The following is a 17,135-nucleotide window of genomic DNA, read 5'->3' on the forward strand; positions in this document are numbered from 1 at the left end:
AGATGATCCGCTACATCTGAGCAATGCATAAGATTATGCCGAATAATGGATAGATCTGATATGACCCTCGAGCGCATGCGCACCTTCGTTCGCGTCGCCGAGCGCGGCAGCCTCTCGGCGGTGGCGCGCGAGCTCGGGGTTGGACAGTCGACGGTCACACGGCATTTGCGCGAGCTCGAAGACGCCGTCGGGGTGCCCTTGCTCAGCAGGACCACCCGGCGTGTCACGATGACCGATGAAGGCAGCCGTTACTATGCCGACAGCGTCCAGATCCTGCGCCTCGTCGAGCAGGCCGGCGACGAGGCGCGGGGCACACGCGGCGCGTCGGCCGGCACGATCCGGATATCCTGCACGGCGGCGCTCGGGGTCTTGCACGTCAGCCGGCTGATCTTCGCCTTTCAGGACCGCTATCCCGACATCGGTGTCGATCTCAGCCTCACCGACGAGCGCATCGACCTTGTGCGGGAGGGCGTCGACATCGCGCTTCGCCTCGGTCCGCTCACCGACAGCTCGATGAAACTGCGGGCGCTCGGCCAGTCCCGGCGTCTGCTGGTGGCGGCACCGGCCTATCTGGCGGCGCGGGGCAGACCGGCCGTCCCACAGGACCTGCCTGGCCACGAAGGCATCCGGATGTCGAATATCGCGGGAAGCGACACGCTCGCCCTGCAGGGGCCGGGCGGCGAACGCCACGCGGTGCCTTTTGGCGGCCGGTTTCGGGTCGACCATGGGCTTGCCGCGCGCGAAGCCCTCGTCGCCGGGCGCGGTATTGCACCTGCCCATCACTGGCTTGTCGACGATCTCCTCGCCGCCGGCCGGCTGGAGGTGATCCTGGCGGACTACGCCCCGCCTCCCATTCCGCTGAGCATGCTAATCGTCCCGGAGCGCACCGGCATTGCCAGGGTCCGGCTGCTGGTCGATTTTCTCGCCGAGCGGATCGGCGGCATTCCGGGGATCGAGAAACCGCGTTAGTCGGCATGCCCTCGGTCGGCTGCGGCGCCGGCAAAGCCCTCCCGTCTTCCGGGATGCGGCCTTGTTGACAGCCGCCGAACGCTCTTGCGATTTAAAAAGATACACCCTAAGCTGTTTTCATATCAGAAAGAAAAGTCTAAAAATTCTTTTCATTTATGAAAGCCTGAGTGTTTGCGGGAACATCTCGATCAGACCGACCGGCGACTGGTCAAGCTGCTGTCGCAGGATGCGCAGCTTGGCGTCAATCGCCTCGCCGAGAAGATGGCCGTCTCGGTGCCTACGGTGCGCATGCGGCTGCGCAACCTGCTTGACCGCAACCTGCTCAAGATCGTCGGGCTGCTCAACCTGACCGAGCGCCCAGAATTGATCTCGGCGATCGTCGGCATCAATGCGCAGGGGCGCGGCCGCGCCCGGGAACTGGCGCAGCGCATTGCCGAACTGCCTTTCGTGAACTCGGCCTCCGTGGTCACCGGACGCTTCGACATTATCGTCGACGTGACGGTGGCCGGCGATGTCGCCGATCTCTATCGCGTCACCAGCGAGCTGATCCCCGGCGCCGGCGAGCCGGGGGAAGTCGTGCGCAGCGAGACGTTCGTCGTCATGGCCTCCTGCAACAAATGGGTCAGCCTGCCGGAAGGCTGCTGGTCGGACGAGAGCAAGCGCGACGAAATTGGGCGCGACGAAACTGGGCGCGACGAAACTGGGCGAAAGGAAATACCATGAAGATCGCGGTTCTCGGCGGCCTCGGCCTGCAAGGCCGGGCGGCGATCGCCGATCTCGTCGCCAGCGCCGATGTCGAAGAGGTCGTCTGCGTCGATACTGCGCCGAATGGGGCAGCCCGGCTTGGCGGCCTGACCGACCTTGCCCGCGTGCGTTTCGTCGTGCCCGAAGGCGCGATCGCCCCTGTGTTGGCGAATGTGCTGGCGGGTGTCGACGCCGCCATCGATCTGTTGCCGCAGCCGCTGATGCGCGAGGCGGTGCAGGCCGCGATCACGACGCGCACGCCGCTGGTCACCACCAATTACGGCAAGACGATCGCCGACCTTGCCCCCGCAGCGGAAGCGGCCGGCGTTTCGATCATGACCGAATGCGGGCTCGACCCCGGCATCGACCTTGTGCTCTACGCGCGCGCCGCAAGGCAGTTCGACGCCATCACCGCGATCGATTCCTATTGCGGCGGTATCCCCGAGCCGAAGGCGATGGCCAAGCCGCTGTGCTACAAGGTGAGCTGGAATTTTGACATGGTTCTGATGAGCCAGAACCGCGACAGCGTGCTGGTCGAGAACGGCAAGCGGGTCGATGTGCCGGCCGGCCAGCAACATGAAAATCGCTTTATCCACGAGATCGAGATCGCGGGGCTCGGCAGGCTGGAAGCCTTCCCCAATGGCGACGCGCCGCATTATGCCGGCATGCTTGCCGCCGCCAAGGGGTTGCAGCGCTCCGGCCGCTATTCGTTGCGCTGGCCGGGTTGGTCGGCGTTCTGGGCGCCGCTGAAGGAGCTTGGCTTCCTTTCCGAAGACAAGGTGCCCGGCGTTGGCGCCAGCCCACGCGAATTTCTCGGCCGGCTGCTCGGCCCGCAACTGCAATACGGCGCCGGCGAGAAGGACCTTTGCGTGATGCGTAATGTCTTTACCGGCACCCAAGATGGCCGCCGCAAGACGATGATGTCGGACCTGGTCATCGAACGCGACCTCGCCTCCGGCCTGTTCGGCATGAGCCTCGGCGTCGGCTATCCCGCCAGCATCGTGGCGCAGATGCTGGCGCGGGGCGAAATTGCCGAGCCCGGCCTGCTCAACCCGCTGTTGCATGTGCCGGACGGCCGCTTTCTCGATGAACTGGCCAGACGCGGTATACGGGTATCCGAAACGATCGACTGGGACTGAAGGATTTTCGAACGGTGGTCGCCGCCGGCAACGGCGCTGCCGCTCAAAAAGCACCCCAAAGGGGTGGAACAACAAAGTGAAAATAACAAACGACAACAAGGAGGAATGCCCAATGACTATTGCCAAGCTTTTCATCGCCGGCCTTGCGCTCGCCGGTCTCACTGCCGCGGCCAGTGCCGGAACGCTCGACGAGATCACCAAGCGCGGCGAATTGCGCGTTGCCGTGCAGACGCAGGGACCGCCCTTCTCGCTGGTCGGCGCTGCCGGCGAGCGCACCGGCAGTTCGGTCGAGCTTGCCGAACTGATGGCCAAGGAAATGGGCGTCAAGATCACCTTTTTGGATTTCGATTGGGACGGCCTGATCCCGGCCCTTTTGTCGGGCAAGGCCGATCTTCTGGTCGCCGACATGACGCCGACGCTGGCGCGGGCGATGAAGGTCGCCTTCACCAAGCCTTACATGTATACCGGCAGCACCGTCTTCACCAAGGCCGACAGCAAGTTCAAATCCACCGAGGATTGCAAGGCCAAGGGCACCAAGATCGCCGTGCTGCTCGGCGCCACTGGCGAGAAGGAGGCCAAGAAGGCTTTCCCGGACGCCGACATCAAGAGCTACAAGGGCGGCGGCCCGCTGCTGCTTGACGCCGTCAACAACGGCCAGGCGGATTGCGGCGTCAACGACGTCTCGGCGGTCAAGGGCCAGTCGACCGCCTACCCGGCCGGCAGCTTCACCATCATGCCGGACATGCTGTCGAAGGAGCCGCTGGCCTTCGCCACGCGCTATGACGAGCAGGACCTGCTGACCTGGATGAACCTGTTCCTCGATCAGGTCAGCCTCGACGGCCGCCTGCAGAAGAACCTCGACTACTGGGTTAATTCAGACGACTGGAAGAAGGATCACTGAGCATAGTGAATAGTGAATAGTGAGTAGTAAATCGCTACTCGCTATTCGCTAATCCCTATTCACCATTCACTAATCCCTATTCACCATTCACTATTCACCATTCACCGCCCCACCCATGCTCGAAAATTTCAACTTCCGCACCATTGTCGAATATCTGCCCCTGTTCGGGCAGGGCCTCGTCACGACCGTGTGGCTGTCTGTCCTCGCCTTTGCCGGGGCGCTCGCCGTCGGCATCGTGCTCGCCGCCATGAACCTTCAGCGCGGCTGGCTGTTCCGCATTCCGGCCAAGGCCTATATCGACGCGGTGCGCGCCACGCCCTTGCTGGCGCAGCTTTATTTCCTCTATTTCGGCCTGCCGCGGCTCGGCATCATCCTGCCTGAGCTCGTCGTCGGCATCCTTGCTTTGTCGCTGAACAGCGGCGCCTATGTCGCCGAGATCATCCGCGCCGGCATTCTGTCGATCCCGCGCGGCCAGGTCGAGGCCGGCGTCGCGTCGGGGATGACCTATGTCCAGCGCATGCGTCTGGTCATCCTGCCGCAGGCGTTCAAGGTGACGATCCCGCCGCTACTCGGCCAGGCGATCGTGCTGGTCAAGGATTCCGCTCTGCTGTCGCTGATCGCGGTCGCCGAACTGACGCGCGCCGGGCAATTGCTCGCCTCCGACCGCTTCATGCCGGCGGAAGGTTTCATCACCATTGCCGCCTTCTACCTGCTGCTCTATTACGGGCTAAAGGGACTGGCGGCACTGTCCGGGCGCTGGCTCGGCCTCGCGGGGGCACGGACATGATCTGGCAGCAGCTGCAAAGCCTCGCCGGCAGCTATCCCCTCGCCCTGCGCGGCCTCGGCATGACCGTGATGCTGTCGCTGGTCAGCCTGGTGCTGGGCACGCTGATCGGCTTTGGCCTCGGCATCCTGCGGACCGGCGGCAACCGGCTGATCAGCGGCGTGATCGGCGCCTGGGTCGACCTGATCCGCGGCACGCCGTTCCTGGTGCAGATCTTCCTGATCTTCTTCATCTTGCCTGAACTCGGCATCGAGCTCGACGCCTTCACCGCCGGCATCATCGCGCTGACCAATCTGGCCGCCTGCTTCATCTGCGAGATCGTCGTCGCCGGCATCCGCTCGGTGCCGACCGGCCAGGTCGAGGCGGCGCTGGCGTCCGGCCTGTCGCGCTGGCAGCGCATGCGCCAGGTGGTGCTGCCGCAGGCGATGCGCATCGTGCTGCCGCCGCTGGTCGGGCAATATGTGCTGCTGATCAAGGATTCCTCTGTCGTTTCGGCTATCGGGCTCACCGACCTCACCCGCGTCGGCTGGCTGGTGGTGCAACGCGTGCCGAACGGCCTGCTGGTCTTCTTCCTCGTCGGCCTCGGCTATTTCATCGTCTGTTATCCGCTGATCCTGCTGGCGCGCCGGCTTGAGCAGCGCATGGGTGCGGCCCATGGCGAGGTGCAGTTGTGACGTTGAACCTCAGCAAAAATGGTACCGGCATGATCGAGTTTCGCGGCGTCAACAAATGGTTCGGCACGCTCAATGTGCTGAAAGACATCACGCTCAGCGTCGAGCCACGCGAAGTGGTCGTTGTCTGCGGCCCGAGCGGCTCGGGCAAGAGCACGCTGATCCGCTGCATTAACGGGCTGGAGACGATCCGCGACGGCGACCTGATGGTCGACGGCCAGCGCCTCGGCGACCCCGCCACCAACATGACGCGGCTGCGCACCGAGATCGGCTTCGTCTTCCAGTCCTTCAACCTCTACCCGCACAAGACAGCGCTCGAGAACGTGACGCTGGCGCCGATCCATGTCCGCAAGATCCCGCGCGCCGAGGCCGAGAAGGCCGGGCGCGAGCTGCTTGCCAAGGTCGGCCTTGCCGACAAGGTCAATGCCTATCCCGCACAACTCTCCGGCGGCCAGCAGCAGCGCGTCGCGATCGCCCGCTGCCTCGGTATGCGCCCCAAGATCATGCTGTTCGACGAGCCGACCTCGGCGCTCGATCCAGAGATGATCTCGGAAGTGCTCGACGTCATGGTCGCTGTCGCCGAGGAGGGCATGACCATGATGGTGGTGACCCACGAAATGGGCTTTGCCCGCAAGGTCGCCCAGCGCGTGGTGTTCATGGATGCCGGCGCGATCGTCGAGAGCGGCACGCCGGATGAATTCTTCTCGCACCCCAAGACCGACCGCAGCCGCGCCTTCCTGAGCAAGATTCTGCGGCATTAGAGTCAAAACTCAACCAGCTGGCTGTCGCCAATGGCCGAGACGGGTGGGATGCTGCCATTCGTCTCGTCGATGGGAACGAGCAATTAGCGCCATGTTCAGACATTCGCGGTGCTTCTCCAGAGCGGACGTTAGCTCATCGGTAGGGGGCGACCTGCGGACCATGCCTGATGGTAGATGTAGGGAACGGCGTGACCCCCTGCGATGAAGCGGCGGTAGGCCGCCGCTCCGAATTTGAGCGGCCCTTCCGGCAACGCTATAATTGACCGGCAGGGGACGCCTCCCCGTTCGCAATCCAAATAGACGTCTTTCAGCTGATTGATTGGCATGTCAGCGTGAGCGAGCGCGAGGGACTTAACAACTGACACGATCATTTTGAGATCCTCCCCAGTTCCCGTCGGTCAACATTCAGTCCTTGGGGTCGCAGGTGTAGTGCCGTTCGAAGGTCCCGTCCGCGCGCCGCTGCTTGTCGAAGCCGCGATGTAAGGCTCGATCGCGCGCTCGTGGACCAGCCAAAGGGGATCTCGGCCGAGGCGTAGCTACTGCCGGCGGCCAACCGTTTCGGGATCGAGGCCGAAGCGATCCTGGTGCGCTCGATCATCGTGCCGGCCGCGCCTGCCTCCGCATGACGGATGGCGCGGCTTCGCAAAGCGCACATGATTTCGTCACGTGAGATGCCGATGTCGCCAAGAACGTCATCGGGTAAACGGCTCAACTGGTCCGTTGCCGACAAGAGAGCTTTTCGCTCGGCGCGGAGGCGTAACCACCTGCGAAATGGACCGATGGCGGCAGCATGAATTATAACCATGATCAGATCATACCTTCATTGATCTGAATTGACCGGTACGGAACGGCGCGAACGGCACTCCGGGCGAGAGCTTCAGCCGTCCGCGAGGCAAGTTAGGCGTAGTGGTCGATGGATTGGTTTTGCCGCGGCGTGCCCATACGGCGGGCGGTGGCTGGCCCCGGGCCACGCATGTAATAAAGCTCCGGGCGGTAGCGCGGCGCGACGAATTTGCGAAACCCCGCAGCAAGTTTTGTGACGGGAGCCAAGAATTTCATGACTGTTCCCTTTCCTTTCGCCGGCTTGCGCACGAACCGGCGGGCCTGACGTTGCAACAAGGATATGACAGTCGAACCAGGCTCGGCTGTGGGAATTCCCACACCGGGGAAAACATTGGCGAAATCCGCTCCCAGTTTGCATCCCGGAAAGCGGGCCTGCGGCCATCAAATTTCCTTGGATAGGGAGTAAGGTGAAGTACACTTGATTGAACAAGAGACCGTTGTGACAAGCTCTCTGGCCTTCATCTCAAGACTTTGCGATGCCGACCTCGCCGCGCTGACCAAACGGTGGCACGAGCGCAGCTATCGACACAACGAGCTGATCATTTCCCACGGCGACACTGGTCGCGATGTCTTCTTCCTGCTGGAAGGACGGGCTCGCGTGACACTGGTTTCAGCGGACGGCAGGGAGATAGCGTATCGCGATGTCGAACCGGGTGACATTTTCGGGGAGCTCGGAGGCATTGACGGGATTGCACGCTCTGCCAGCGTAGTCGCGCTGGAGGCAACCCGCGCTGCACGGCTGTCCGGCACAGCATTCCGGGATATCGTGATGACCCACCCGACTTTTGCCTGGATGCTGCTTGAGCATCTGTCTGCCCAGCTCCGACGCATGACCGAGCGGGTATTCGAATACAGCACTCTGGTCGTGCGAAAACGGCTGATCGTCGAGCTCCTGCATCGGGCGGAGAAAGCCGCACTCGTGGACGGCGAGGTGTCCATAAGCCCGGCACCGACGCATTCCGAGCTGGCGGCAACGATGAGCACGCACAGGGAAGCGGTCTCGCGCGAAATGAGCGACCTCGCCAAGAGAGGCCTGATCGAAAAGCGCGGCAGCAGGTTATTGCTGCATGACGTCTCGGCACTACGGGCGCTGGTCGACAAGAAGGAATAGCGAAGGCTGTCGCTGCGGCGGGGGGCAGCGCACGTTTCATACTCCTCGGCCGCAAGTGATTATTCCTTCCGGCAAACCGGGCAACCTAGCGTGCCAGCGCGCGGGTCGGGCTTTGATCGCTTCACCCCTTGCAAGAATCATGACTCGGCTTCTTAAAAGTTCTCCGAACGAAGGGCAGACAAGGATTGAACTCGGTCGTTCAGAGTGATTGGATTCTGCCCTGGTCTGGAAAGACCCGGCCGGCGTCTTCAGCCGAATGTCGCCAGAGGCTCAGTGCGAACCTCAACCCACTTGCCGTCCTAGTTGGCCTGCTAGCCGGCCTGCCTGCATCCCTCAGAGCGTCGCCAGCCGCGAATTTGTCATGGCCGTTCCATAGGCTTGCCGCAGCGTCCGCTTCTCCTCCAGCGCAATGATGACGCTTGTGGCAAAATCCGTCTTGTACATGACGGCGAGCCGTGTCAGCCCGCCTGGCGTGAAGACGTTGATCTCCAGAAGCTTGTCCCCGACGATGTCGAGCCCAACCAGAAACATGCCGTCATTGATCAATTTGGGGCGCACCATCTCGGCAATGCCCAACATCGTGCCTGTTACCTTGACTTTGCGGGCTGTTCCGGCGGCATGGATATTGGACCGGACGTCGCCCTTGGCTGGAAGGCGGCGAAAGGCTGCGTAATTGCCGTCCCGCACCAGCGGCAGACCGTTCATCAGGAAAAGACGCACGTCACCAGCCTTGGCCTCCGGAATGTAGACCTGCGCGATGAGATAGCCGTCACCGCTGGCCGCTTCGAAAATCTGGTTGAGGTTGGAATCGGTGGGCGTTGCAATATGGAAGACGTTCTTGCCACCCGATCCTTGGAGTGGCTTGACGATGCAGCCCTTCGAGTGTTTGTCGATAAATGCGCGGATCTCGGTAATGCTGCGCGATATCAGGGTAGCCGGCCTGACCGCCTCGGGAAAAGACTGAAGGTAGAGCTTGCTCTGCGCCTGTCCCAGGCCATCCGGATCGTTGACGACAATCGCGCCGCGAGCCGCCGCGAGCCGCCCGAACATAACGCCTGCGTTGGCGGCCCATGGCCGATCGGTGGCGTCCAGCGATGGATCGTTGCGCAGAAACACAATGTCGATATCGCTTATCGCCAAAGTCTTTTTCTGCTTCGCTGCATCCTTCAGGGCAGCATGCAGTCTGTCGGACGTCTTGTAGGAAGCATCCGGCAGAACCGCTACGCTGACAGCCAGACCGTCATCCGGACGCAGTATGAAGTCGCCTGGTTCAACATAGACAACGGAATGGCCGCGCTGGACGGCGGCCAGCGCCAACGCTGTCGTCGTGTAGGCGGGCGTCTCGCTCTCAATGGAATTGACAAAGAACGCAATGCGCATCGAGGAGACTCCGCTCAAGTTTCAACCATATCGATCGGACCGATTCCCGCCATCGCTTTCTTGAGACGCGGACGCGCCGCGTCGGAAGAGAGGAACGCGGGCTCGAGGCGCGGCGCCCGCAGCAAGCCGCGCGCGTTGAGTTCCTGGATCGCTCCGAAATGCGCGGCGGAGATCTTGCCGATCCAGAACGGCGTGAGGCTGCCGCCGTCCTTCAGATGATCGAGGATCTGCACCATGCCCCGCAGATAGATGGCGTCCTTTACAAGGCCCCCGCCTCGATAGACACGCAGAACGACGTTGAAGGCGCCGCGATCATCGAGACCGAAATCCCTGTGGAGGATGCGGAAGGTCTCCTCGAATGTTGCTCCGTCGAGCATCGCCTGACAGGCGATAACCCTGGCCGCGATCAGCCTCAACCGCGCTGCGGTCATGCCGCCGACCAGATATTCCGCCAGCACGGCCAGTCCCTCCTGCATGCCCTCATAGCCGGCGAGTCCGTTGCGGAAAATGGCGAGCCCCTGCGCATCGCCGTTGAAATAGGTCAGCAGATGGACACCGATCTCGTGACTGAGCAGCGCAGTCAGACGCTCCGGTGGAAGGTTGGTATCGCGTGAAACCAGCAGCCGGTTTCGAGAGACTAGGAGGCCGGCCGGCAGGTCGCCGCGGATCTCCACGGAGGCATCGAATTCGGGATAGGCTGCCCGGTAGCCGGCGATCATGTCTCGCGCGGCCGCGGCGACAGCGTCGGCGCCCAGGCCCTTCTGCCGGGTGGCCGACGCAACGCTAGGCGCCTTTTCGAGAATGGCGCGTGCTCGCGCCGCCAGGCTCGGCTCGACGCTACCATAGAGAGCTCGTCCGAGTTCGACGAAGCGAGGCGTTTCGCGCGCCGCGAGCATCGACAGCTGGAGATCGAGTTCCTGCTGCTTTTGCGAGAGCAGCGTGGTCAGCAGCGGATCTTCCAGATGATCGAGCGAGACCGAATAGAGCTTCCGTTTCTGGCCGGCGACCTCGAACTCGAGCGGCCTGTAGAGCAGTACGGGCACACGCTCGAAGGCGCCTGCCTGGAATTCCAGCCAGGCTGGTTCGGCATTGATCGGTGTGACGGCAAGCAGGAAATCGAATGTCGACGCGACGTTGTCGATCGCCCGATCAGCGCGCACCACTGCGTCGATGTAGGCGCGCCGCCCCAGCGAACGATGGGTTGCCGGCTGTTCCAGCCTTGATGCCTTCAGGAAGGCGCTGACGGCCTGAAGCGCGGAATCGACCATGTTGGCGACGACAAGGTCGTGGAGTTCGGGGTAGACGCGCTTGGTGCCAGGCACCCGGTAAATCGGTGCGAAACGTACCGTCAAGCACGCCGCATCGCCGAGATCATCCAGAAGCCGTGCTTCGGCGCGTGTCGTGGGGTTGAGTTCGTCGACGCGGGGCGTGCGGTATTTTGCTTCGCGTGCGGACGCAGCGGTGGCGAAGCGCTTCAGTGCCGCCTTCTCCGCCGCCGTGTCACCGCAGGCCAGCGCAATCTCGAAGGGCGGCAAAAACGGAACATCTTCGGTCAGGAACCGGTCTTCGGCCAACTCTCCGATGTCCAGCATGAGGAAGGCGCCGCAGTGATCGCGCAGCCTTCGCACCACCAGCCGCGCGGCCTCGCGGGCGAGTCCGATGTCGGCCGCGATCAGATAGGACGCGTTGGCGGAGACAGCATGGAATGCCGCATCCTGATGCGACCCAACATGGACACACAGAAAGGGCAGCGGCCGATCCATGTGCAAACGGTTGCCATTGCCGAAATCGCGGCGGATTGGTTTGCCGTCCCGCAAAAGCGCGTCCAGGTCCGATTCGATTTGCGCCAATGGAGGCGCGGGCTCAACGAGCTTGGGCTTCATCGCATGGCCCGCAGCGCCGACTCCAGGACGGGCACCGTAGACGCCAGCATGGCGCGCAGCCGCTCGATTGTTCCCCAGTCGGGTTCGCCACTCCATTCGTCCATGAAAATCTTCTTGAACTCGACGGCGATGGCACACCCGGTTTCCGGAAAATTGGCATGGACGAAACGGGTTTGTTCGCCCTTGCCCTGGAAGGACACATTCTCGCGCACATCGATCGGCTCGCCGTTGAGACGCTGGCCGCGAAGCGTCTCGATGAAAGCGTCGACGACCGGTGCCCAGCGCTCGCGGTCCATGGAAGACGTACCGATGTTGATGTCGGGCGCGACGTCACGGGACGTAGGCATAGCCTCCCGTCCGTCGCGCCGGTGATTATAACTATGGACGTCGATGAGAACGAACCTGCCATGGCGCTTCTCGATACCGGCAAGGACACGGTTCAGCTCACTGTAGAAGGCGTCGTGAAAGGAGAGAGACTCCGTAACGATGTCCTCGTCCGGCTGCTCTCGCCAGACTTTCAGGCCCCAGGACTGGTCCGGCGACCGGTAGACCGCAGCGTCTCGCGCACGGTTCAGATCCACTTGGAAGCGTGACCGATGAACGATGATCTGGGTAGGAAAATCGGCGATGAAACGCTCGGTGAACGGGTCCTCTTCTCGACGCCGGTCGGGATCGGAGAGACACATGAGCGATCGACAAGCCCTGCCAACGTCGGTGCCGCTGTGGATAGCTGTACCGACTATAGGCGACTCTCCGAGCTTGATCGTCCAGCCTGCCGGTGATCCACCCGGATCATTGTTGCCCGGATCATTGTTGGAAGTCATCGTGTTCACAGTCCATCGAATGCGTGGAGAGTGTGGACGGTTCCAGTTCATCGAACAAGCGATCGTTGGCTCGCCCTGGATCAGCAGGCTGAACCGTCCAAAAACGTCAGCCGAAGGTGGCAGACGGCTTCAGCCGAACGTCGCAGAGGCTCAGTGCGGACCTCGACCCACTCGCAGCGCCGGCTATCGTGATAGAAGGACAGGAAGGGCGGCGGGAACGATGGGTCGGCGAAAGCCCCCACCGGAATGGCGATCAGACCGGGCTGGACATCGATCCGGTAATGGACAGTGGTGCCGCAATCCGGGCAGAAACTGTAGATGACACGGCCGCCTTCGTCGCCAACGCGCGTGAACTCCGCCGCTCGTCCCTGGATCGACACATCATTCTCCGCAAACCGCGCATTGAAGCTGAACGCGCTGCCGGTGCGCTGCTTGCAAGCCAGGCAATGGCAGACAGAGACGCGTACAGGCTCGCCCGAACAGGTGGCTGACAGCTGACCGCAGGAACATTGGGCGCGGCGCGTGACCATGGCTGGCCCCTTTCAGCGAACATCAATGGGTTTCGGCATGGGTCCTGAGCTCAGCCCTCTTCTCGTCGGAGACGACGGCAAGGTCGAGCACCTTCTGCAATTCGGCCGCGTGGCGGAACGACGGCTCGGCCTGGACGCGGTTGCGCACCGCATCGACGAAGCGCTGGTAGTTGGTCGGCACCGTTCCGGCATCGAGAACCTGCCATTTTGCGTTCTCGATGTCCTCGCCCATGCACGCTTTCAGTTCCGAGTTGGTCAGATTGTGCACGACCTCAATCCCACCCTTGTCGCCATAGATGCGCAGCCGCAATTCGTTGAGATGGCCGGTTGCCCAGCGGCTGGCATGGACGACGCCGAAGGCGCCGTTGCTGAAATCCAGCGCCATGGTGAAACTGTCATTGGCGTCGAGCTCGTACTCGCCGATCCGGTTGCCGGGCGCCTTGTCGAAGGACCTGAGGCGGCAGAACACATGGTCGATGTCGAGCGCCGCGCCATAGCTGGCGAAATCGAGTATGTGGATGCCGACATCGCCCAGCACGCCATTGGAGCCGTGGCCGCGCGACAGCCGCCATAGCCATTTCGGATCAGTGCGCCAGTCGCCCCAGAACTTGGAGACCAGCCAGCTCTGCAGATAGGATGCTTCGACATGCCTCACCTGGCCGATCTCGCCGGCAAGCACCATGGCGCGTGCCCGCTGCAGCGGGGCGACGTTGCGATAGGTCAGGTTGACCATGTTGATGATGCCGGCTTGCTCGGCGGCATCGGCCATTTCACTGGCCCGCTGGTAATTTTCGGCCAGCGGTTTTTCGCACAGCACCGGCTTGCCCGCCGCGATCAGCATCATGGTGGTCGGATGGTGGATGCGGTCTGGCGTCACGTTCGCCACCGCGTCGAACTTGTCCCATGCGAGCGCGTCTTCCAGCGACGCGAACCTGTTGGGGATTGCGTAGCTGTCCGAAAACTTTTCGACACGCGCGCGGTCGAGATCGACGGCGCCGACCAGTTCGACGCCTTCGATCCTGCTGAACTGCCTGGCGTGTTCCTCCGCCATCCAGCCGGTGCCGAGTATCAGGAGACGCATGATTCTTATCCTTAGGATGAGGCCTTATCTTCTTGTTTGATCATGGATTTTTCAGAACCGAAGCTTCGCGATAGCGGTCTAGCGAAACCCGGTTTCGCCCGCGGCATGGAGCTTTCCGCCGCGCTCGACGACCGGCTCAAGCGCCTTTTCCACCGGCACGTTCGGCGCATCGAGGATGGCTGGATTTGAGCCCTGCGGGTTGTGCGCCCACTTCACCGCATTGCGCAGCACCTTTTGGACATTCGCGTCGTGATAGGTCGGATAGGTCTCGTGGCCGGGCCTGAAATAGAAGATGTTGCCGGCGCCGCGGCGCCAGGTCAGCCCCGACCGGAACACTTCGCCGCCCTGGAACCAGGAGATGAACACCGTTTCCAGCGGTTCCGGCACGGCGAACTGCTCGCCATACATCTCCTCGTTCTCAAGCTCGAAATACTCGCCGATCCCCGCAGCGATCGGGTGGTTGGGGCTGGTTACCCAGAGCCGCTCGCGCTCGCCGGCCTCGCGCCATTTCAGCGTGCAGGGCGTGCCCATCAGCAGCTTGAAGATCTTCGAGAAATGGCCGGAATGAAGCACGATCAGCCCCATGCCTTGCCAGACGCGGCGCGCCACGCGCTCGACGACTTCGTCGGCGACGGCGCCATGGTCCTTGTGTCCCCACCACACGAGGACATCGGTTTGCGCCAGACGGTCGGCCGGCAGGCCATGCTCCGGTTGCTCAAGCGTCGCCCACGATACGGAAATTTCGGGGTCGAGCTTCAGCGCGTCGGCGATCGTTGCATGCATGCCCTCGGGGTAGATCCCCGCCACCACCTCATTGGTCCGCTCATGGATATTCTCGCCCCAAGCGACAGCGCGTATCGTCATGACATTCCTCTTGATCGGTTGAAGCCGCCGCCCCGGTCAGGTCAGTCATAGTATCCTCGGCCGGGAATGAAAACGGTTTCGAGGCTGGCTGCTGACAATTGGGGGGAATTCCGGAGATGTCGGCGGGATAGCGCCCCCATCTGTCCTGCCGGACATCTCCCCCACTTGGGGGGAGATTGGATGTCACGCCGGCTCGGGCTAGCCGCGCACGACGAGGCGTTTGATCTTGCCCTTCTTGAACGCGGCGAGGAAGCTGGCGTAGTCCTTGAAGACGACGCAGCCGCTCGATTCCCCGCGGCGGCCGCGCAGCAGGTAGGTGTGCGCAAGAAAGCCGTCGCGGCCAAATTTGTTCTTGCCGTCGATAGGAGTGAGACGCAGCGCCTCCACCCCATGGAAGCGCGATTCACGCAGCCTCAGATCGTAGGTGTGGGGCGGCGTCGGGCCGGCATTCTTCCGGTTGGCGTAGCGAGGCTGGTCGGCCATCGAGCCCAGTCCCGAATGCGCCTCGAGCCGCGAGCCGTCCGGCATATAGACGGTTTTCGCCGAAATGTCGTAGACGGCGACGCCGCTGCTGGGCTTGGTGAACAGGTTGCCGAAGACCCCGCCGCCGCCCGCCGGGCTGTCGGGTTTGGCATAGGCCAGCGTGTCTGCGGCCTTCGACCGCTTGGCCGGCTTGCCCTGGCTGCTTTGCATGCCCCGGCTGCCCTGCATGCCCGGGCTGCCCTGCATGTCCTCTTGCATGCTTGGTTTCGCCGCCGGTGACGAACTCCTCGGCGACAAGGCTGGCGCCCGGGGCATCTCGACCTGCGGCGCGGCGGCGGTCTCCATCCTGTTGACTTTGGATGGCTGAGACTGGGCTTTGGCGGCCTTCGATGCCTGGACCTTGGGCGCATTGGCCTTGGGTGCCCTAACCTCGGGTGCCCTAACCTCGGGCGCCTCGTCTGACTGGTCGATTTCCGCCTGCGGACGCCAAGTCGGCAAGGGAACGCTGCCGGGCATTGCGTCCTGCGGCGGCAGCGACGCCATCTGCACCTCGCCCTCTCGCGTGGCAGCAGGATCGGCCGTCGTCGCCTGCGGCAGCACGTCGATCATCGCTTCCGGCAATGCATTCGCAAGCGCCAGCGCCAGCCGGGAGGATCGGTCGATTTCCGCAATCTCGGGCCCGAAGCGCACGGATGCGGGACCATGCTGATCGGTCAGGCGCACCGGCTCCGCAAAGCGCTGGTCCGTCGGCAGACTGACGACCGCAAACGGCGCGGCCCCGCCGGAGGCGCGGGCAAAGGCAGCAGCAATCTTTTGCGGCGACAGCGCCGCTTTCGCCACCACGCTGTCGAAGCGCGATTGCGGTGAGATTTCGGCGACAAGCTGCACAGCGTCCGGCCGCGCTGACGGCTTGAGACGCCCTACCTTGCCTTCATGCTCGAAGCTCGCGGCGGCCTGCGCGCAGCCGGCATTGCATCGGCCGAGCAGCGACGCCTCACGCTGCCGGCTTGCCACTGACGGCGCCCACGAATTGGCCCGTGAATTGGCAAGTGTGTGTCGGGGATCGGCGAGCGCCATTGAGCGCGGCGCGAGCAGGTTTTGCGGAAGACTGCTGGAGGCGGCGGTGAGCGAAGTTCCCACCGAATGGAGGCCGGCCACGGTCGCAGCCGACCACAGCGCGATCGCAGCGCCAACAACGGGAATCGCGACCCAGCGCAGTCCGGGCCTCATCGAGGGCAATCCACTATCAGAATTGTCACCCCGGTTATTCAAACGCATCAACGCCATACAACCAAACCTCAATCGGCCTTGCGGCATGCGGGCTCGCAGCCGTCACAATCACAGTCGCCTGGTGCCCCCCGGCACGCTTCACGTCTGTTGCCGATTGAATCAAAAGATGGACAAACTTGGTTAACCAATCCCTCTACCGATCGCCGATCAGGCGAAGGTCTATGTCAAAAAAGGCTCCCTCCAAAACTATGAAAATAGCGGAAATGCCCTCTGTATCAGGCTTTGCTGCCCGTTTTTGCCGGCCGAGTCAAGAAACCGAAAGGACTAGGCCGTGCCTGGGCGGGCCTCAGTTAAAGGCTGTTTCGAGTTCGAAAGCGTCGCATCACCCGTGATCGTCTGCGCGCAGGCTGCGTTGCCGGCGCTGCCTTACAGGTAAATTCGTTTGTGCTAATATACCTTAGTCATGCACATTTGTGCGCGACCAACAAAAGGGAGGATGCGATGGAAACCATGAATCGCAGGTCTGCAATAGCGCTCGGCGTCACTGCCGCCGCGGTAGCGCCTCTATTCGCTTTGGCGAGATCCGCAACGGCCAAGGAGTACGGCCCGAATGAAGGCAAGGAGATTGCGCCCGGCGTCAGACTGGTGGAGGTCGGCACTGGGACCTCCGACATTCCCGCTTACAAGAGCATCTCAATTGTCGACATTGTCTTTCAGCCCGGAGCAGTGGCTCCTGAAGAGGTCATGGACAACGACATGGTCTGCACGATCGCTGCCGGCGAATTCACGATCAAGAAAGCGGACAAGGAATTCAAACTTAGAGAAGGCGACATGTACACTTGCGCCAAGGGCAAGACCGACGGTTCCACCAACACAAGTGCCGTGGTCGGCGTACATCGCATTGCGATCTTGATACCTGCCTAGAACAATTCCAGGA

The 17,135-nt window shown here is 62.6% G+C and carries 17 protein-coding genes; 9 read left to right on the forward strand and 8 right to left on the reverse strand.

Annotated features, from left to right (window positions below):
• The first annotated feature begins 45 nt into the window (after positions 1–45).
• The 7 genes from AC0L2B_RS08660 to AC0L2B_RS08690 all read left to right on the forward strand — a co-directional run bounded on the left by AC0L2B_RS08660 (position 46) and on the right by AC0L2B_RS08690 (position 5,969).
• Positions 46–969, forward strand: a complete 924-nt coding sequence (locus AC0L2B_RS08660) for a LysR family transcriptional regulator (protein WP_473744953.1) — start codon at positions 46–48, stop codon at positions 967–969.
• Positions 970–1,140: 171 nt separating this feature from the next.
• Entirely contained in the window at positions 1,141–1,692 is a 552-nt protein-coding gene (locus tag AC0L2B_RS08665; RefSeq protein ID WP_473510456.1) for an Lrp/AsnC family transcriptional regulator, read from the forward strand.
• Positions 1,689–2,852: a saccharopine dehydrogenase family protein gene (locus AC0L2B_RS08670; protein WP_473510454.1), complete on the forward strand. Its 1,164-nt coding sequence runs from the start codon at positions 1,689–1,691 to the stop codon at positions 2,850–2,852. Before AC0L2B_RS08665 ends, AC0L2B_RS08670 begins: the two co-directional genes overlap by 4 nt.
• A 112-nt stretch (positions 2,853–2,964) precedes the next feature.
• Positions 2,965–3,753 (forward strand): ABC transporter substrate-binding protein, encoded by a 789-nt coding sequence (locus AC0L2B_RS08675; RefSeq protein ID WP_473494880.1) that lies wholly within the window; start codon positions 2,965–2,967, stop codon positions 3,751–3,753.
• Between the two features lie 115 nt (positions 3,754–3,868).
• Positions 3,869–4,540 carry an amino acid ABC transporter permease gene (locus tag AC0L2B_RS08680; RefSeq protein ID WP_473494879.1) on the forward strand — a complete coding sequence of 224 codons (672 nt, stop codon included), beginning with the start codon at positions 3,869–3,871 and terminating at the stop codon, positions 4,538–4,540.
• A complete protein-coding gene (locus AC0L2B_RS08685; protein ID WP_287054546.1) occupies positions 4,537–5,211 on the forward strand; it encodes an amino acid ABC transporter permease in 675 nt (224 codons plus the stop codon). The genes AC0L2B_RS08680 and AC0L2B_RS08685 overlap by 4 nt, the downstream gene beginning before the upstream one ends.
• Before the next feature lie 29 nt (positions 5,212–5,240).
• Positions 5,241–5,969 carry an amino acid ABC transporter ATP-binding protein gene (locus AC0L2B_RS08690; protein ID WP_473494922.1) on the forward strand — a complete coding sequence of 243 codons (729 nt, stop codon included), beginning with the start codon at positions 5,241–5,243 and terminating at the stop codon, positions 5,967–5,969.
• Positions 5,970–6,866: 897 nt separating this feature from the next.
• Here the strand turns inward: AC0L2B_RS08690 and AC0L2B_RS08695 are convergent.
• Positions 6,867–7,028 carry a hypothetical protein gene (locus AC0L2B_RS08695; protein WP_167522729.1) on the reverse strand — a complete coding sequence of 54 codons (162 nt, stop codon included), beginning with the start codon at positions 7,026–7,028 and terminating at the stop codon, positions 6,867–6,869.
• Positions 7,029–7,251: 223 nt separating this feature from the next.
• On the opposite strand from AC0L2B_RS08695, the gene AC0L2B_RS08700 reads away from it, so the two are divergent.
• Positions 7,252–7,923, forward strand: coding sequence for a Crp/Fnr family transcriptional regulator (locus AC0L2B_RS08700; RefSeq protein WP_473510451.1), 672 nt, complete (start codon positions 7,252–7,254; stop codon positions 7,921–7,923).
• 333 nt (positions 7,924–8,256) lie between these two features.
• Here AC0L2B_RS08700 and AC0L2B_RS08705 read toward each other — a convergent pair whose 3' ends face one another.
• The 7 genes from AC0L2B_RS08705 to AC0L2B_RS08735 all read right to left on the reverse strand — a co-directional run bounded on the left by AC0L2B_RS08705 (position 8,257) and on the right by AC0L2B_RS08735 (position 16,198).
• Complete coding sequence (locus AC0L2B_RS08705; protein ID WP_287174071.1) at positions 8,257–9,303, reverse strand: glutathione synthetase; 1,047 nt, start codon at positions 9,301–9,303, stop codon at positions 8,257–8,259.
• A gap of 14 nt (positions 9,304–9,317) precedes the next feature.
• Positions 9,318–11,186 carry a flavohemoglobin expression-modulating QEGLA motif protein gene (locus AC0L2B_RS08710; RefSeq protein ID WP_473520871.1) on the reverse strand — a complete coding sequence of 623 codons (1,869 nt, stop codon included), beginning with the start codon at positions 11,184–11,186 and terminating at the stop codon, positions 9,318–9,320.
• Positions 11,183–12,010 carry an N-formylglutamate amidohydrolase gene (locus AC0L2B_RS08715; RefSeq protein ID WP_436798455.1) on the reverse strand — a complete coding sequence of 276 codons (828 nt, stop codon included), beginning with the start codon at positions 12,008–12,010 and terminating at the stop codon, positions 11,183–11,185. Before AC0L2B_RS08715 ends, AC0L2B_RS08710 begins: the two co-directional genes overlap by 4 nt.
• Before the next feature lie 80 nt (positions 12,011–12,090).
• Complete coding sequence (locus tag AC0L2B_RS08720; RefSeq protein ID WP_473744954.1) at positions 12,091–12,540, reverse strand: GFA family protein; 450 nt, start codon at positions 12,538–12,540, stop codon at positions 12,091–12,093.
• A gap of 22 nt (positions 12,541–12,562) precedes the next feature.
• Positions 12,563–13,621: a Gfo/Idh/MocA family protein gene (locus AC0L2B_RS08725; RefSeq protein ID WP_473520873.1), complete on the reverse strand. Its 1,059-nt coding sequence runs from the start codon at positions 13,619–13,621 to the stop codon at positions 12,563–12,565.
• Positions 13,622–13,699: 78 nt separating this feature from the next.
• Positions 13,700–14,485 (reverse strand): ThuA domain-containing protein, encoded by a 786-nt coding sequence (locus AC0L2B_RS08730; protein WP_473744955.1) that lies wholly within the window; start codon positions 14,483–14,485, stop codon positions 13,700–13,702.
• 198 nt (positions 14,486–14,683) lie between these two features.
• The gene (locus AC0L2B_RS08735) at positions 14,684–16,198 is read right to left on the reverse strand and encodes a DUF2778 domain-containing protein (RefSeq protein WP_473744957.1); all 1,515 of its coding nucleotides are present in this window, start codon (positions 16,196–16,198) and stop codon (positions 14,684–14,686) included.
• A 501-nt stretch (positions 16,199–16,699) separates the two neighbouring features.
• On the opposite strand from AC0L2B_RS08735, the gene AC0L2B_RS08740 reads away from it, so the two are divergent.
• Complete coding sequence (locus tag AC0L2B_RS08740; RefSeq protein WP_287054532.1) at positions 16,700–17,122, forward strand: cupin domain-containing protein; 423 nt, start codon at positions 16,700–16,702, stop codon at positions 17,120–17,122.
• Positions 17,123–17,135 lie beyond the last annotated feature (13 nt).

It is taken from the genome of Mesorhizobium sp. WSM4815 (assembly GCF_055811575.1).